15 protein-coding genes are annotated in these 16,102 nt (G+C 67.7%); 4 read left to right on the forward strand and 11 right to left on the reverse strand.

Annotated features, from left to right (window positions below; translation table 11 throughout):
- Positions 1-150: 150 nt before the first annotated feature.
- Genes ABZY89_RS28920 through ABZY89_RS28930 form a run of 3 tightly spaced genes read right to left on the reverse strand, consistent with a single transcriptional unit; the run spans position 151 to position 3,517 of the window.
- On the reverse strand, positions 151-1,050 hold the full coding sequence (locus tag ABZY89_RS28920) for an HAD family hydrolase (RefSeq protein WP_355232625.1): 900 nt from the start codon (positions 1,048-1,050) through the stop codon (positions 151-153).
- A complete protein-coding gene (locus tag ABZY89_RS28925; protein ID WP_355232626.1) occupies positions 1,047-2,018 on the reverse strand; it encodes a formylglycine-generating enzyme family protein in 972 nt (323 codons plus the stop codon). The genes ABZY89_RS28920 and ABZY89_RS28925 overlap by 4 nt, the downstream gene beginning before the upstream one ends.
- Entirely contained in the window at positions 2,018-3,517 is a 1,500-nt protein-coding gene (locus tag ABZY89_RS28930) for an arylsulfatase (RefSeq protein ID WP_355232627.1), read from the reverse strand. Before ABZY89_RS28930 ends, ABZY89_RS28925 begins: the two co-directional genes overlap by 1 nt.
- A 106-nt stretch (positions 3,518-3,623) precedes the next feature.
- Between ABZY89_RS28930 and ABZY89_RS28935 the strand changes: the two genes are divergently transcribed.
- Together ABZY89_RS28935 and ABZY89_RS28940 are read left to right on the forward strand one after the other, a co-directional pair.
- Entirely contained in the window at positions 3,624-5,195 is a 1,572-nt protein-coding gene (locus tag ABZY89_RS28935) for a SulP family inorganic anion transporter (protein ID WP_355232628.1), read from the forward strand.
- Positions 5,196-5,452: 257 nt separating this feature from the next.
- Positions 5,453-7,063 (forward strand): ABC-F family ATP-binding cassette domain-containing protein, encoded by a 1,611-nt coding sequence (locus ABZY89_RS28940; protein WP_355232629.1) that lies wholly within the window; start codon positions 5,453-5,455, stop codon positions 7,061-7,063.
- 9 nt (positions 7,064-7,072) lie between these two features.
- Here the strand turns inward: ABZY89_RS28940 and ABZY89_RS28945 are convergent, their stop codons facing one another.
- Positions 7,073-7,573 carry a class E sortase gene (locus ABZY89_RS28945; RefSeq protein WP_355232630.1) on the reverse strand — a complete coding sequence of 167 codons (501 nt, stop codon included), beginning with the start codon at positions 7,571-7,573 and terminating at the stop codon, positions 7,073-7,075.
- Between ABZY89_RS28945 and ABZY89_RS28950 the strand changes: the two genes are divergently transcribed.
- On the forward strand, positions 7,554-7,796 hold the full coding sequence (locus ABZY89_RS28950; RefSeq protein ID WP_355232631.1) for a hypothetical protein: 243 nt from the start codon (positions 7,554-7,556) through the stop codon (positions 7,794-7,796). The genes ABZY89_RS28945 and ABZY89_RS28950 overlap by 20 nt on opposite strands.
- Before the next feature lie 50 nt (positions 7,797-7,846).
- On the opposite strand, the gene ABZY89_RS28955 is transcribed toward ABZY89_RS28950, so the two are convergent.
- Complete coding sequence (locus ABZY89_RS28955) at positions 7,847-8,920, reverse strand: class I SAM-dependent methyltransferase (protein WP_355232632.1); 1,074 nt, start codon at positions 8,918-8,920, stop codon at positions 7,847-7,849.
- A gap of 140 nt (positions 8,921-9,060) precedes the next feature.
- Positions 9,061-10,257, reverse strand: coding sequence for a hypothetical protein (locus ABZY89_RS28960; protein WP_355232633.1), 1,197 nt, complete (start codon positions 10,255-10,257; stop codon positions 9,061-9,063).
- A gap of 1,052 nt (positions 10,258-11,309) precedes the next feature.
- Here ABZY89_RS28960 and ABZY89_RS28965 point away from each other — a divergent pair.
- A complete protein-coding gene (locus tag ABZY89_RS28965; RefSeq protein WP_355232634.1) occupies positions 11,310-11,816 on the forward strand; it encodes a hypothetical protein in 507 nt (168 codons plus the stop codon).
- A gap of 457 nt (positions 11,817-12,273) precedes the next feature.
- Here the strand turns inward: ABZY89_RS28965 and ABZY89_RS28970 are convergent, their stop codons facing one another.
- The 5 genes from ABZY89_RS28970 to ABZY89_RS28990 all read right to left on the reverse strand — a co-directional run bounded on the left by ABZY89_RS28970 (position 12,274) and on the right by ABZY89_RS28990 (position 15,844).
- Positions 12,274-13,140, reverse strand: a complete 867-nt coding sequence (locus ABZY89_RS28970) for a hypothetical protein (RefSeq protein ID WP_355232635.1) — start codon at positions 13,138-13,140, stop codon at positions 12,274-12,276.
- Positions 13,137-13,691, reverse strand: coding sequence for a hypothetical protein (locus tag ABZY89_RS28975; RefSeq protein ID WP_355232636.1), 555 nt, complete (start codon positions 13,689-13,691; stop codon positions 13,137-13,139). Before ABZY89_RS28975 ends, ABZY89_RS28970 begins: the two co-directional genes overlap by 4 nt.
- Positions 13,684-14,208: a hypothetical protein gene (locus ABZY89_RS28980; RefSeq protein ID WP_355232637.1), complete on the reverse strand. Its 525-nt coding sequence runs from the start codon at positions 14,206-14,208 to the stop codon at positions 13,684-13,686. Before ABZY89_RS28980 ends, ABZY89_RS28975 begins: the two co-directional genes overlap by 8 nt.
- A gap of 104 nt (positions 14,209-14,312) precedes the next feature.
- Positions 14,313-15,545: a hypothetical protein gene (locus ABZY89_RS28985; protein WP_355232638.1), complete on the reverse strand. Its 1,233-nt coding sequence runs from the start codon at positions 15,543-15,545 to the stop codon at positions 14,313-14,315.
- Positions 15,545-15,844 (reverse strand): hypothetical protein, encoded by a 300-nt coding sequence (locus ABZY89_RS28990; protein ID WP_355232639.1) that lies wholly within the window; start codon positions 15,842-15,844, stop codon positions 15,545-15,547. Before ABZY89_RS28990 ends, ABZY89_RS28985 begins: the two co-directional genes overlap by 1 nt.
- Positions 15,845-16,102: the final 258 nt, after the last annotated feature.

Genomic DNA, 16,102 nt, shown 5'->3' on the forward strand with positions numbered 1-16,102 from the left:
CTTCTGGTTTCCGTCCCCGGGGGGGGGCCCCACAACACCCTCTACAGCTCGGCCCACCCCACCCCCCACTCCAAACCCCCCCGCCTTGTCGGCTCGTCTTGACGAGCCGACTCGGCGGGGATTGCGGTCAGGACGAGCCGACTCGGCGGCTCAGTCGAAGATCGTCTCCCAGTCGCGGGCCATGCTGATCACGGTCCAGCCGAGCCGGGCGCCGACGTCGGTGATCGGCTCGGGCTCGGTGAACGTCTGCGCGGTGCTGACGTAGGAGAACTCGCGCTCGGCGTCGTCGTGGTTGACGAGCAGCGAAAGCGTCGGGCCATCGCCGGCCGCCGCCCACTCCAGCATCTCCCGGTCGCCGCCGGAGTTGCCGACGGCGAGGATCGGGCGTCGTCCCAGCTGGGTCTGGATGTTCGACACCTTGGCGGTGCCCTCGTTGGCGGCACCGACCAGGCGTCCCGACCGGCTCAGGCGCGGCGGGTCCGGGGCGTAGTCGTACTCGATGAGCGTGCCCACCACCGCCTCGGGCGGCACTCCGTAGAGGTCCTGGGTGATGGCGCGGACGAACTCGGTCCCTCCCCCGGTCACCACGGTCACCGAGAAGTCGCGGCGCCGCAGCTCGGCGATGAGCTCGAGCATCGGTACGTAGGTGCAGGTCCGATGCGGCCGCCCGAGGGTCGGGTGGTCGGCGCGAGCCATGAACTCGCGGGTCCGCGCGGTGAAGTCCTGGGGCGAGAGGCCTACGAAGAGGCCGGTGAGAGCCATCGCGATCCGCTCCAGCCCGATGTCGCCGATCGCCTGCTGGTCACCCGAGAGCAGGGCCGCGAACTCCGCCTGCTCCTTCACCGACGGGTCGGCCGCCGCGCTGGTGCGCAGCGCGTCGATGAAGAAGTCGAACTGGACGTACGTGGGACGCTCGCACCACAGGGTGCCGTCGTTGTCGAAGCAGGCCATCCGGTCGGCCACGGGCACCTCCTCGGCCGCGTCGAGAAAGGCCAGGACGGCGTCGCGGGTGGCACCCGGACGCCAGGACGGCAGCAGTTGGTCGTTCACGGTGTCTCCTTCGGTTGCTGGGTCTCCGGGCGGCGTACGCATCGGAAACCCATGTGGCTGGTGCCGGTGTCGACCATCTGCGGGCGACGTGCCGCGGGCCGGTAGCGCAGGCAGTAGGTGTCGGCGCACAGGTGCGAGCCGCCCTTGACGACCTTGCGGGCGATCCGGAACTGGGGCTGCGCGGGATCGAAGCTCTGCTCGGCGTCGCCACCGCGCGGGTTGACGGGTACGCAGCACGGCTTCGCGACCTCGTCGGGGTGCCGGTCGGTCCACCAGTCGCTGGTCCACTCCCACACGTTGCCGGCCATGTCGTAGAGCCCGAAGCCGTTGGCCGGGAAGCTCCCGACCGGAGAGGTGCGGGAGAAGCCGCTCTCACGGGTGTGCCGCCACGGAAAGTCGAGACCGTCCCAGGTGTTGGCCATGATCCGGCCCTCCGGGCGCGGCTCGTCGCCCCAGGTGAAGGCCGCTCCATCGAGACCGCCGCGGGCGGCGTACTCCCACTCGGCCTCGGTGGGCAGGTCGCCACCTGCCCAGGCGGCGTACGCCAGGGCATCCTCCAGAGCGACGTGGACGACCGGATGGTCGGGGCGGCGTTTGACCGAGCTGCCCGGTCCCTCCGGCGCCGACCAGCACGCCCCGGGCGTCCAGGACCACCACTGACTGACGTGCCTGAGGTCGACCGGTCCGGGTGTCGGCGTGAAGACGAGCGAGCCCGGCTGAAGGTTCTCCGGCGGCGCGTCGGGGAAGTCAGCCGGGTCGACCGGCCGCTCGGCGACGGTGGCGTAGCGGGTCTTGCGCACGAACTTCGCGAACTGCTCGTTGGTGACCTGGTGCGCGTCGATGGAGAACGCCCCGACCCGCACGCGGTGGGTCGGGGCCTCCTCCGGATAGTGATCGTCCGACCCCATCGTGAAGGTGCCGCCGGGCAGGTCGACGACCGGGTGCCTGGAGATGAGCTGGCTGGTCATCAGGTGCTCGGCATGCCTGCCTTGAGCTTCTCCATCACCTGGTCGACGCTGAACGTCGCAGGCGTCTGCCGGGGCGGGAACTCGATCAGCGAGGCCAGCATCTCCGCGACGTACGTCTGGGCCGGGATGAGCAGCCAGATCCGTTCCATCATCCAGTCGAAGTAGGTGTTCGACGTGCCTTCCGCCTTCTCGAACGGGTCCAGGCGCAGGTTGTAGATCTTGGGTGCTCGCAGCTCCACGTACGGGTCCAGCCAGATGGCCAGCGTGCCGGTCTGACGCTGCTCGAGGAAGATGAACTTCCAGTTGTCGAACCGCATGCCCGCCAGGTCGCCGTCGTCGGTGACGTAGAAGAAGTGCTTGCGGGGGCTCTCGTCGGCCTCGCCGGTGAAGTAGTCGAGCTGGTTGTGGCCGTCCAGGTGCACCTTGTACGTCGTGCCGGCCAGCTCGGTCCCCGTCTTGAGCCGGTCGGCGACGTCGGTGTCACCGGCGGCGGCGAGCAGTGTCACGAACCAGTCGTTGTGGCTGACGATGCCGTTACGTACCTCGCCGGCGGGGATGTGACCGGGCCAGCGGACCATGGCCGGGACCCGGTAGGCACCCTCCCAGTTGGAGTTCTTCTCGTTGCGGAACGGGGTCATGCCGGCGTCGGGCCAGCTGTTCATGTGCGGGCCGTTGTCGGTGGAGTACATGACGATGGTGTTGTCGGCCAGCCCGTTCTCGTCCAGGTAGTCCAGGACGGACCCGACCAGCTCGTCGTGGTCGACCATCGTGTCGTGGTACTCCGACTGCCACCTTCCGGCCTTGCCGCGGCTGCCGTCCTTGATGTGGGTGCGGAAGTGCATGTGCGTGGTGTTGAGCCACACGAAGAACGGGGTGTCGCTCGAGCTCGCGTCGCTCATGAACCGCAGGGCCTCGGGGACGACCTCGTCGTCGATCGTCTTCATCCGCTCCTTGGTGAGCGGGCCGGTGTCCTCGATGCGCTGGGTGCCGTCGCCGTTGGCCCAGGAGTGGATGACGCCGCGCGGCCCGAACCTCTTGCGGAAGTTGGGGAACTCGTCCTCGCGCGGGTAGTCGTACTGCTCCGGCTCCTCCTCGGCGTTGAGGTGGTAGAGGTTGCCGAAGAACTCGTCGAAGCCGTGCATGGTCGGCAGGAACTCGTCCCGGTCGCCGAAGTGGTTCTTGCCGAACTGCCCGGTCGCGTAGCCCAGGGACTTCAGCGCCGTCGCGATGGTCGGGTCCTCCGCGCGCAGACCGAGGTCCGCGCCGGGCATGCCGACCTTGGTCAGGCCCGTGCGGTAGGGGTTCTGTCCGGTGATGAACGCCGCGCGCCCCGCCGTACAGCTCTGCTCGCCGTAGGAGTCGGTGAAGCGGATGCCCTCGGCTGCGATCCGGTCGATGTTGGGTGTGCGGTAGCCCATCAGCCCGTCGCTGTAGCAGCTCAGGTTGCTGATGCCGATGTCGTCGCCCCAGATGATCAGGATGTTGGGCTTGTCGGACATGAAACCTCCTCGTGTCTGTGCTCGGAGGCTAGGCAAGCCCTCCCGCGCGCGACCTCCCCCGAGTCGGGTGACCTGCCGGACCACCCGGTCACGATGGAGTGGGGCCGTGAAGACGTGGATGGTCCCGACGATGCGCGGCTACGACCGCTCGTGGCTGCGCGGTGATGTGCTCGCCGGGCTCGCGACCGGGACGGTCGTGATCCCCCAGGCCATGGCGTACGCCACGATCGCGGGGATGCCTGCGAGCGTCGGGCTCTACACGTGCTTGCTGCCGATGGCGGCGTACGCCCTGCTCGGTGGCTCACGCGCGCTGAGCGTCTCGACGACGTCGACCATCTCCGTCCTGGTGGCCAGCTCGCTGGCCACCCTGCCCGAGCGCGGACCCGACGAGCTCATGCGGGCCGCGTTCACGCTGACCTTCCTCGTCGGCGTCTGTCTGCTGATCATGCGGCTGGCCCGGCTCGGCGCGCTGGTCGAGAGCATCTCCCCCGCCACCATGACCGGGATCCGGCTCGGCGTGGGACTCACCGTCGTCGCCAGCCAGCTGCCCGCTCTGCTCGGCCTGTCGGCGGACCCGGAGGCGGAAGGGTTCATCGAGGAGCTGGCTGCGGTCGCCCGCGAGCTCCCTGAGCTCTCGGCGGTGACAGCGGTGGTCGGGATCGCCGCGATCGTGATGCTCCTGGTGCTACGGCGGGTGGCACCGGCGGTGCCGGGGCCACTCGTCGTCGTCGCGGCGGGGATATGTCTGGTGGCCCTCAGTGGCGTCGAGGACCGCGGCCTCGCCCTCATCGACCCGGTGCCGACCGGTCTGCCATCCTTGAGCCTGCCCGTCGTCGACGACGTGATCGGGCTGCTTCCCGGCGCGATCGCGATCGCGCTCATGTCGTTCCTGGAGACGGTGCTGGTGGCGCGGACCAACCGGCGTCGCCACGAGCCTGCCATCGACGTGGACCGCGAGCTGGTCGCCACCGGCATCGGCGCCCTGGCCGGCGGGCTCACCCAGGCGCTGCCCCCGGCCGGCGGGTTCTCGCAGTCGGCGGTGAACCTTCGCTCGGGTGCTCGCACCCAGCTCTCCGGGCTGGTCACGGTGGGTCTGGCGCTGCTCGTCGCTCTCGCGCTGGCGCCCCTGCTGGCCGATCTGCCTCAGACCATCCTTGCCGCCATGGTGCTGGTCGCGGTGGCCGGTCTGCTCGATCCACGGGAGCTTTGGACGTACGCCGCCATCGACCGGGCCGAGCTCTGGGTCGCCGTGGCTGTCGCCGCCGTAGGCCTGACCGGCGGGATGCTCCTCGGTGTCGCGGTCGGCGTCGGTCTCACCCTGCTGCTGGTCATCCGCGCGGTGAACCAGCCACGGGTGCGCCGGCTCGAGCGCGCTGCGGCACTCGACGGGGTGCTTCCCCTTCTGCTCACCGGCGACCTCTACACCGGCAACGCCCAAGCGACGTACGACGCGGCGCTCGGGCTGGTGCAGGCCGCCGATCCCCGGACGGTCACCCTCGACATCTCCACGCTCACCCACGTCACCGTCCCGCTGCTCAACACCCTCCGCTCGCTGCGCGACGACCTCGCCTCCGACGGGACCGAGCTGGTGCTCCTGGACGTGCCCGATGACGTGCTGCCCGTTCTCCGCCGGGCGCCGTGGTTCGTGGAGGCGGAGCAGGACGGATTTGTCGGATGAGCGGGCCGCGCACGGCTGATAAGGTGCAGGCGTGGAGCTGATCGAAGTGGACAAGATCTAGCCACCGGACTGCCGGTGGCTTCGCCCGTGCGGGCATCCCGCACCGGTGAACGATCACTTCTCGACGCACACGCGCGTCCGCCCTTCCCGGGCGTCGACGCGTGGGGCTCTCCGGCACGTTCGCGTTCCTGTCGACACGTACCTGATTCCCGTCGCGCCCTCTCAGCGCTCGACGGAAGAGACGAGAGAACACAGCCATGTCCACCCCATCTGCCATCACCCTGCGCGACCTGACCTTCGAGTGGCCCGACGGCACCGTCGCGCTCGAACGGATCAACGGGACCTTCGGCACCGACCGGACCGGCCTGATCGGTCGCAACGGCGCCGGCAAATCCACCCTGCTCCGCCTCATCGCCGGCGAGCTGACACCGACCTCCGGTCGCATCGACGCCGGTGGCGAGGTCGGCTACCTGCCGCAGACGCTCACCCTGCGGCGCGACACGACGATCGCCGACCTGCTCGGCATCGACGGCATCCTCGCCGCGATCCGGGCGATCGAGTCCGGTTCGGTCGACCAGCGTCACTTCGACACGATCGGCGACGACTGGGACATCGAGTCCCGTGCCGACGAGGCCCTGGACCAGATCGGCTTCTCCGCCGCCGACCTCGACCGTCGCGTCGCCGAGATCTCCGGCGGCGAGGGCATGCTGATCGCGATCACCGGCCTGCGCATCCGCCGCACCCCGATCACGCTGCTCGACGAGCCTACGAACAACCTCGACCGGGCCACCCGCGCCAAGCTCGCCGAGTTCGTCGACCAGTGGCCGGGCACGCTCGTGGTCGTCAGCCACGACCTCGAGCTGCTCGAGCACATGGACAGCACCACCGAGCTGTTCGGCGGGACGCTGAGCACGTACGGCGGACCGTACAGCGCCTGGAAGGAGCACCGGGAGCAGGAGCAGGCGGCCGCCTCGCAGGCCGCCCGGTCCGCGCAGCAGGCGCTCAAGGTCGAGAAGCGGCAGCGCATCGAGGCGGAGACGAAGCTCGCCCGCCGCGAGCGGACCGCGAAGAAGACCCAGAAGGACGGCGGGATCCCGAAGATCCTGGCCGGCAACCGCGCCAGCAAAGCCCAGGCGTCCGCCGGCTCGCTCCGCTCGACGCTGGACGACAAGGTGAAGGCGGCCCAGGCCGCCGTCGATGCAGCCGGTTCCCGCGTACGTAACGAGGAGCACATCCACCTCACCCTCCCCGACCCCGGCGTGCCGCGCGGCCGGCGGATCGCGGAGCTCGAGGACGAGGACCGGACCATCGTGATCCAGGGGCCGGAACGGGTGGCGCTGATCGGCGCGAACGGCTCCGGCAAGTCGACTCTTCTCGACCAGCTCGTCCAGGGTGGCGACCCGGTGCCGGGGCGGCCGCATGGCCGTCTTCTCACCGACCTGGTCGGCCTCCTCCCTCAGCGTCTCGACGGGCTCGACGACGAGGCCAGCGCGATGGAGAACGTACGCAGCGTGGCGCCGGAGCTGCCGCCTGGCACCATCCGCAACCAGCTCGCTCGGCTCCTGCTTCGGGGCGACAGCGTGGACCGCCCGGTGCGTACGCTCTCGGGCGGCGAACGCTTCCGCGTCTCCCTAGCCCGCCTCCTCCTGGCCGACCCGCCCGCGCAACTGCTGATCCTCGACGAGCCCACCAACAACCTCGACATCACCAGCGTCGAGCAGCTCGCCGAGGCCCTCGACGCCTACCGCGGCGCGCTGCTCGTGGTCAGCCACGACCACGGGTTCCTGCAGCGGATCGGCATCGACACCGTCATCGAGCTCGACGGGGGCGGGCGGATGCACCAGCGCCGGGATCTGGACGGTCGGTGACGGCGGCCATCACCGCACGGCCACGAGGACGCCGATCTTGTCGATGCGATGCTCGGGGTTGTCGAACTCGTCAGACCAGTAGTTGCCCTCGGCGTGGTCCTCAGGAGTGGCGCAGGTGGACAGCGTGATCATCGCGCGGGTGGGCTCCTGGCCGGGATTGCCGGGGACCGCCGCACGCTGGGCGCGCAGCGACGCGGGCGACCGGAACGACGTCTCCCGGGTGCCGGTGATGCGATATACGTACGTCGCCTCCTCGGTGCGCACCCGGACCCGGTCGCCTCGTTCGAGCTCGGGCAGCCTGAGGAACGCCCGCGTGGAGGAGAGCCGGTGCGCGGTCACCTGGTAGTTGCCGATCCCGCCCGGCCCGGTGCCGCCGCGAGGACCGTACGGGCTGGCCGCGACGCCGCCATTCTGGATCTCGGTCCCGGGAGCGTCGTCGGTCCATCCTCGATAGGGCACGACTTCGAGATCGGTGACGCCGATGCGCGGGATGGACAGCTCCCCGCGCATCGGCCGACCGTCGGAGGACAGCGGCGGTGTCTCGGTGGCCGACGGCGAGGCCGGCGCTGTCGGGGTCGAGGGTGCTGTGGCCGACGGCGACGCTGACGCTGTCGAAGGCGTGCTTGTCACCGAAGGGGTTTCGGTGCCGCACCCGCCGAGCGCGAGCGTGCCGAGGACCGTGGCGACGGCCCGGGACGAGGTGATCTTCATGGCGCCGCCTCAGGCGAGCTAGTGGTTCGGTCCCACCGTACGTCGCTGCGAAAACCCGGCCTGTGGACCGAATCAGGAGAGCCGGTAGAACCGCCAGAAACCGAACCCCTCGATCGGGAGGACCTCGAACCCGCTGAAGCCCGCGTCCTCGCCGTACCCCTGCAGCGTCGAAGGCCGCATCACTGTCCCGGTCCCGACGCTCGGGGGCGACGAGAGCCCGTCCGGCAGACACACGAGCAGGCTGAAGCCGTACATCAGCCTCTCCAGCTCGTCGCCGTCCGGCGCGAAGCTGTCCGCCACCGCCTCGTCCATCACCACCAGGGATCCGCCGGGCACGAGCGTCCTCCGGACCGCGCTAAGGACGTCCACCGGCCGAGGCATGTCGTGCACGCACTCGAAGGCGAAGGCCACGTCGACCGTCCCCTCCTCGATGGTGGCTGCGTCCTGGCACACGAACCGCACCCGGTCCTCGACACCCGCGTCGCGGGCGTTCGCCACGGCCATGTCGACCGACGGCTGGTCGATGTCGATGCCGAGCACGGTGGCCTCGGGGTAGGCGCGAGCCAAGGCGATGCTCGACCATCCCCCACCGGAGCCGACGTCGAGAATCCGACACCCCGGAGTGGAGAGCGTGTCATGAACGGTGGGCACGCCGGCCAGCGCCGGACCGAGCTGCTTCTCGTACCACGGCCGATTGCCATCGGCCTGGGACTGCCGCGCCTCATCGCCGAGCTCGTCCCAGCTGACTCCGCCCCCATTCCGGTACGCCTCCATGAGCCGAGGCAGCGCCGAGCCGACCGTCCCGAACATCCGGGCGATGGGCACGAGATAGGCCAGGCTGGTCGAGTCGGTCATCACCTCCGCCGTACTGGCCGGGATGGCGAACCGGCGATCGTCAGCCTCGCCGTCCTCATCGACCACCAGCAGCCCCACCACCGCCTGCTGCTCGAGCCACTCCCGCGCGTACCGCACCTGTGTCCCCGTACGCCCCGCAAGCTCGACCGCACTCGCCGGCCCCTCATCAGCCAGGGATCGATACCAGCCGAGCCGGTCTCCGATGAAGACCGAGACAATCTCCACCGTGCCGAGGAGCGACCCGAAAAGCCGTTCGGCCACTTCATCCGCCGTCTGCTGGGATACGTCCATCGCTCCACCATCGCCCGGCTCACGTTCACCCGAGCAGTCCGGTTCGAGCCCGTACCGGGTTTCAGGTACGGCCCTTCGACGTGTGTCCTCCGCCGTCCGCTGCTCGTTGTTTACGCCTTACCGGAGGTCACCGGTCGTCGCTACCCGGCGGTGACGGTGCCTCCGAAGAACGCGATCTCGCTGCCGTCCGGATCACCACAGCTGGACTCGATGTAGAACTCCTCGCTGGCCGACGCCTTCTTGATGGCGTACTCCACGACGCCGAACTTCGTGGCACCCGGCCGGATCGTGCCGTCGAGGTATTTCGCGTTCTCCCCGGCGACGTCGATGTAGGCCTCCTCGTCGTTGCCGGACTCGACGTGAAGCTGTCCAGGGCAGCTGATCGGCTCGAACGAGCCGTCGAAGTCCGGCGGAACCGTGATCTCGTACTTCAAGGCGAACCGGGTGTCGCCAGGTTCGGCGACACCGCACGAGCCATCACCGCAGAAGTCGTCTGTCGTCCCCCACGGCTCGGACTTCTCGACCGTCACCTTCATCGTGACACCGGATTTCCAGGTGAATTCACCACCGTCGAACGGCAACTGCTTCTCGGCGCTGCTGCCCGGCCCGGTCGCCGCATCCTCGCCTCCTTGCGCGAATCCATCGATCACCTTCCCGGACGGCTTTTTGCCGTCCTGGACATCGATCACCCGCTGGGCGGCCGCCTTTGTGAGATCCGCGTACGCCGGGGTCAACGAGTTCGATAGATCGACGTAGGTGATGGTGACGATCTGGTTTCCGATCCGGGTGAAGGTCATCGCCAGCACGACCGGCAACTCCATCCATGAACTGCCGCTGGTTCCCGTCGCGACCACGTTGACCTGCTCGTCGGCGCCCTCGTGGGACTTCTCCTCGTCCACGGTGAACTCCAGCGAGATCGTCGTCCCCTCGCTGTCCGTCTCCTTGACCTTCTTGCAGCCCTTGAGCGCATCCCGCGCCGAGTCCAGGGCGCCATCGATCTCGTCAGTGGTCGAGTAGGACGCCACAGCACTCGACACCGAGGTCACTGCCATGTCGCCGGCAATCTCGTATGTGCCTTCCGCCTTCGCTTTGGCCTCCGTCCCCTCAGCCGTGCTTTCCGTGCCCTTCATGCACCCCAGCGACTCGTCGTCGCCCTCGTCCTGGCTCGTGGACTCCTTCCACCCGGACCCGAGCGTTGCGAGCGGAACGACCGCTTCATTGACGTCGGCCTCAGACAGCACCTTGGGCTCCGATCCCCCGCAGGCTGTCAGGGCCGTGGCCGCGATCACCAGTGCCGCGCCGACTACCAGCACCCGATTCGTACGCCTCGTCTTCATCGATGTCTCCTCGTCAACTTGCTCGGAGACAGCGTCCGCTGGCAACTGAGAACACTGGCGAGCGAAAGCCGTCCTTCCAACGTAAAGAGGCGTTCCCTGCCGAGTGAAGGGACTTGAGTCCTAACAAGCCCGCGCGAAAATGGTCGGCTACTGCCGCCTCGGCCCGGAGACGCTGTCCAAGCGGACGGCCCTCACGCCCTCAGATCCGCTTGGACGGGATAGCTGCGTATGTCTGTGCAGCTCAGCGACCCTCGGGAGCTCCGAGTCGAATCTGTGGTCGTCAATCGCGCTGATCGGGCGCACGCCGGCGTTCGCGTTGGTCACAAGCGCCGCCTGCACGTGACCGATCTGGTCGATCGGGCCCGCTTGAGCGACGTGACCGTCGTTCGCGCCGCGGAGGAGGGCATCGTCACACCGGGGAGCAAAAGCCAGGTCGGGACAGTTCACCGTTCCCATCGACGGTGAAAAAGCCGGCGTTCCAGGCCCTCGGAGATGTTTGTGCTGGTGGGACCAGTGAACAGTACGTCGTCAAACCCGGCACTCCTCGCGAAGTTATGCCGCTGGCGAGATCGCCAACGGAGGAACCCGGTCGAAGGTCATCGTCGGCGGAACTGCCGGTGTAGCTGGCGGTGCTCGCGGCGCGGTCGCCGTCGTCGGTGGTGCCGCGCTGATCGATGTCGGCGCGCCAGTCATTGCTGTCGCAGCAGGCGCCGCAGTGGTGGGTGTCGGTGTTGGACTTGCTGCCAAATACGCTTACGAGAACTGGGGGTCGGATGAGACCCGCGGGAAGATCGACGATGGTCTGGAGGCAGTGGGCGATGCCATCACATTCTGGGACTGATGCGGCGCGAGGAAACACGGACGGAAGGTTCGTCGCGCCGCCTGTCCTGTCGAAGTCAGTCCTTCGCGTCTACGCACTCATCGCGCTGGTGATCGCTGGGCTCGGGCTGGGGCTCTGGGTCCTCTGGATCTCGGGCTCCACCCCAGCTCGGATCGCTACGGCTTTGATGGCTGCTGTCGTCCTGCTTCCAACCGCTGCGCTGGTGCTGAGCATGGCACGGCGCCGTTCCAAAGTCCTCGTGATCGACGAGAACCCGGGCGAGGTCGTGTTGCGAGGGTCCCGATTCTTCGCACTCGCGCTGCTGATAGCGCTGGTCGGCATCGTCTTGTATCCGGTCGCGCTCGGAGTGGCGTTCGTCCGCGACGGAGTCGAGGAAGGCTCGGTCACGATGTTCGTGGTCTCGTTCCTCGTCGCACTGGCGTGCCTCCCGGTGTTCGTGATGGCGCTGCTGGGCAAGTACAGGCTGAACCGCCTAGTGCTCACGCACGACCTCGTCACGTACCACGGCTACCGTCGCGCCTCGTCGGCTCCGTGGGACGCACTGGACAGGGTCGAGATCACCCCTGAGCCGAAGGTTCAGCTGCTTATTTCCGGGCCTGGCACCGAGATCCAGGTACCGCTGGGCCTCATGGCCAGCGGTCCAGTTCCGCTCGCGGAGTACGTCGACGATCTGCTCCGTCACCCCAACCGACGGCCCAGCAAGCTTCCTACGAACTAGACCTCCCGATCCCTGAACTCGGCTGCGAAGCCGCGGCGCGGACCACTTTGCGGCCTGGCCGGGCCGGAATACGGCCGGGACCGGCTCAGCCACTCGCCGAGCTGATCGACGCAGAACGCGTCGTAGTCGCCAAGCGTCCCTCAGATCTGTTGAGCCGGGATCGCGGCGTGTATCCGCTGCAGGCCGGAGACCGAAGTATGGTCGGGATCAAGAAGGTGGCCATCGATCGCGCTGATCAGGCGTAGCCGATGCTGGCGTTGGTGGCGAACGCAGCATGCATGCGATCGATCTCGGCGAGCGGAATTGCCTGCGCGAAGTATCGGCCGTTCGCGCCGCGAAGCAGCGCCATCGTGACGCCGGAAGCACAGCCGCGTCGGGCCAGGCCACCGTGAGCGCAGATCCCCAACGCCTAGAGAGTCCCGGTGTCGTTGCTGGCTGATGCTCGGCCAGCTTCGGATCAAGACTTCTGGCGCTTGGCCGCCCAGGCAGCTTCGGTCCGCTCGCCGGCGATGTCGTGATGATCGCGCGGGATGTCCAAGATGGCGGTGAGCTTCGACGCGCCCACGGGGCCATTCGCTCTCTCGAGCCCCTGCACCCCGCGCTTGTCAGCATACCCTGCGGCGTATGCCCAGAGCGACTCGAGGGAGGCAGCGTCTGCCCTTGCGTTCTGGAGCCGCTCGCCCAGAGCATGAATCGATCGCTCACGTTCCTCAGCAAGAGCTGCGCGGGCCTCGCGCCGGGCAAGGAAGAGTCCGAGGTCGCGTTCCCGGGCGGCCTCGGGGTTTCGTGCGCGGACGAGATGAATCCAAGCGACACCCACGAGCCCAACCGCCATCGAAGCGATGACCGACACCTGCTCCCAGGGCTTCAGTCCCGGAGCGAGCAGCGTGACGAGTCCCGCAGCCACGATGAGCACCAACGCGATCACACACGACCCAGCAGCGTTACGGCCCATCGGCTTGCGCACCGACGCCAGCGCGATGATCGTGATGAGGGCAGCCACTACGGGCGACAGGACCGGCGGCATCCACGTCAGTCCTGGCGACTGGCCATACCTACCGAAGATGCCGCCGGCGGCGGCAGCGGCGACGATCACTGTGAGCATGCCTACACCGCCCCAGGGCCCCTCGTCTCTCTGGTACGCCTTGTGCGACGCTGAGAACTCGAACTCCTCCGCGGCACGGAAGAGATCGTCGGTCAGCTTGTCGTTGCCCGTCGATTTGAGCACGATCTCGTCGATCCGAGCCGCGGTCAGATCGCTCTCTGGCGTCGTCTCGACCGCCTTCGCGATCTCCTCCTGCGCCGTGCTGTTGGTGTTGTTCATACCGATACTTCCCAGGTCGAAATGACTGGCTCGATGAGCGCGAGCAATATACCGGCTGCCGGCGAGGGCGCGGGAGTCAGAGACACAGCCCCAAGGCGACCCCCAGCAGAGAGGACGTACGTCGTCTGGATGAGCTGTAGGTGAGTGAGATCGTCGCCGGCGCCACCGTCTCCTGCTGCCGGGAGAAACTCGGAGACCCGGAAGCCTTGCAGGGAGCCGAGCTCAACCGGAACGACGGTCGGGTCCCATGGACCGACGTTGCCCGCCGTGACAAGGTCCAGCGCCTCTTGCTCGGACGCCGGAGGCATTCGGTCGGTGTAGAGCGCGAAGCCTGCCACCGCGTACAACGACGACTCTGGCTCCTGCAGCAACAACGTCAGGTCGCCGGTCGCTCCACGGGTGGCGAGAGCGAACTCGGCCATGGTCGTCGCGACTGTCTTGGCCTCTCCCTCGAGTCCGGCCGTCCTCTCGGCGACGAACCGGGCCTCGCCATCCACGTCGGGCACCTGATGCCAGAGCGCCGGGTCGGGAGCGATGGTGAAGTCAGCCATCGTTCCTCCAACGGAACGTGGCCACGATCCCGTCACTGAGCAGCGTCATCGCCTGGATGTCGTTCGCGGCGGCATGCTCGCCGTTACCGCCGTCCAGGATGGTCGTGCGGATCATGAGCGCCGTGTCCGGTGCATGTGGCACGCGAATGAGGTACGTCGGCTGCACCGTGTGCACCGTGCCACCGTCGACCGAGTGGTCGACCCGGTCGACCCAGCGAAGGATTGTGCCTCGATCGTCGAGCGGTGCCGCCCCGCGTTCGGCGACCAGCTGCTTGGCCATCGACGTCATCGCCGAACCAGCAGGTGCTTCGACCCAGGCCAACGCCATGCTCATCGGGACGAAGTCGTCGACAGGAACGTCCACCTGAGAGACCGATGCGATCATCCGCTCGCGTGCCTGCGTGTCTGCGTTGTCCGCCTGGGCCAGGATCGCGTCGACGCTGGCCCGCATCCGGATCGCATCAACACCAGGTGAACGACCCATCACGGCGTGGATCTGGTCGCGCAGAGCGTTCAAGTCGGCGGGTTGCTTCGCCCACCCTTGGGGCAAGATCAAACCGAACGGTGGAGTCTTCTTGGTCGCGCCGAAGAGTTCGGCACGAAGGCTGTCAGCGATTCCCATCAGTTCCCCGCAATCAGGTCGCCCATGCCCACGATGTTGGAGATCGACGTTCCCACACCTTGTGCCGTCCCTGCGAGAGCGTCCGCAAGAGAGCCGGGGACGGTCCCCGGAGAGAAGCCGCCCAGCGCATGCAGCGCCTGGGAATAGGTGTTGCGGCCGCCATGGCTGAACATGGTGAACCCTCGAAGCATGTTCCTCGTGTTCAACCCGTGGCCCCCTATCCAGTCCGCCCCGTCGATCCCGAACTTCCTCATGGCGGCCGAGTCCAAAGACTGTCCCCATGCTCTGGCCGACCCGGCGAGCCTGGAGAACTTCAACGACGACAGTCCGTCGGCGAGCTTTCCGAGGCTGGCGAACTTGCCGAACGGGACGACTCCGAGGATCGCCAATGTCATGCCACGTCCCGAGCCTCGGTCCGCCAAGAACTTCGAGGCTTCAAGGGCCAGGGTCAAGACCCCGGCGATGATGCCGATGACGGCGGCGAGAGCCGCAAACGGTCCCGTGAAACAGATCGCGATGATCAGCGCGACGAAGCCGATGACCTGGAGGACCTTGAGCGCCCCTTCGACAAAGGGCATCGCGTTGTCCCAGAACCCGTCCTCGACACCGTTCTCGTTGACCTCCTCGAGGTCGTCGCGAGCCGCGCCGTACGCGTCCTCCCAGGTCTCGACAGGGGCGTCGTAGTTTCCCCAATAGCCCTCCCAGTCGGCGACCGCCGAATCGAAGGCTGCCTGCTCACCCGAAGCGTCCGGGCGCTGGGCTTCGGACTCGCCGTCGCCCTCGCCAGGGGGCTTGTTCTCGGCCTCCTGGTCGTGCTGCTCCTGCGCCTGCTGGACCTCGAGCAGCGCGAAGGAGGTGGTATTGACCGATTCCCAGGCGTTCTCGGCGTTGGTGACAAGGCTGTCGGTCGCGTCCTGAACGGTTTGGAGTGCTTGCGAGTACGCCTTCAGTGCCTCGCCGCTGGGGGTGTAGCGCTGGCCCGCAGTGCGTAGGTCTGCGTAGACCTCCTTGGCCTGCTCGCGGATCTTCTCCAGGGAGTCGCCGATACCGAGGTCGCCGTCGGCGAACAGCTGCAGCGTGTCGGCCGCGGTCGACATCTTCTCGCCGAGATCGACGATCGCGTCGGCCCGGGTGCCGATGTCGCCGGCGTCGCCGTCGACCTTCAGCAGTTCTCGTCCGCCGTGCGTGTCCGGCATCGGCGGCCGGCGGTACTTGGGGTCGTTCTCGGTCATCAGGAGCCCTCCTGCATCTGCGCGAGCTCGGCATCCAAGTCGGCCCAAGCCTGCCGGTTCTCGTCGACCCGTTTCTTCATCTCTTCGAGCTTCTCGCGCAACGTCTCACGTTTGTCGTCCCACTTCGATTCGAAGTCGCTAGCTCGATCTTTCAGCGCGGTCCAGCCGGGCAGCGGCGTACGGATGGCGTTCTCCAACTCACCCGTGCGCGAGCTGGCTTCTTTGAACTCGGTGATGATCAGACCGAGCGCGTTGCTCAGCTCCTCCATCCGCTCGAACGGAATCAACACGTCTGCCACGAAGTTCGCCTCCAGGTTCTTGCTGCTCTATGCGGTCGCGCCGAGGCTGCCGGGCAACCTCGCAATGGTCAGGGGAGGCTGGCGGGGACCGTCCTCGATCCCCGCCAGCCGGAGAATCAGCTCTCAGCCGCCGGCGAGCTGGCTGTCGAGGTCCTGGATGGCGGTGGCCATGTCACGCAGAGCCTGAGCCATGTCCTCGACACCAGCAATGGCGTCCTTCAGACCCGTGGTCATCTCCGAGTAGCCGTCCTGGAACTT

The sequence above is a fragment of the Nocardioides sp. NPDC006303 genome (genome assembly GCF_040613175.1).
GTDB lineage: Bacteria > Actinomycetota > Actinomycetes > Propionibacteriales > Nocardioidaceae > Nocardioides.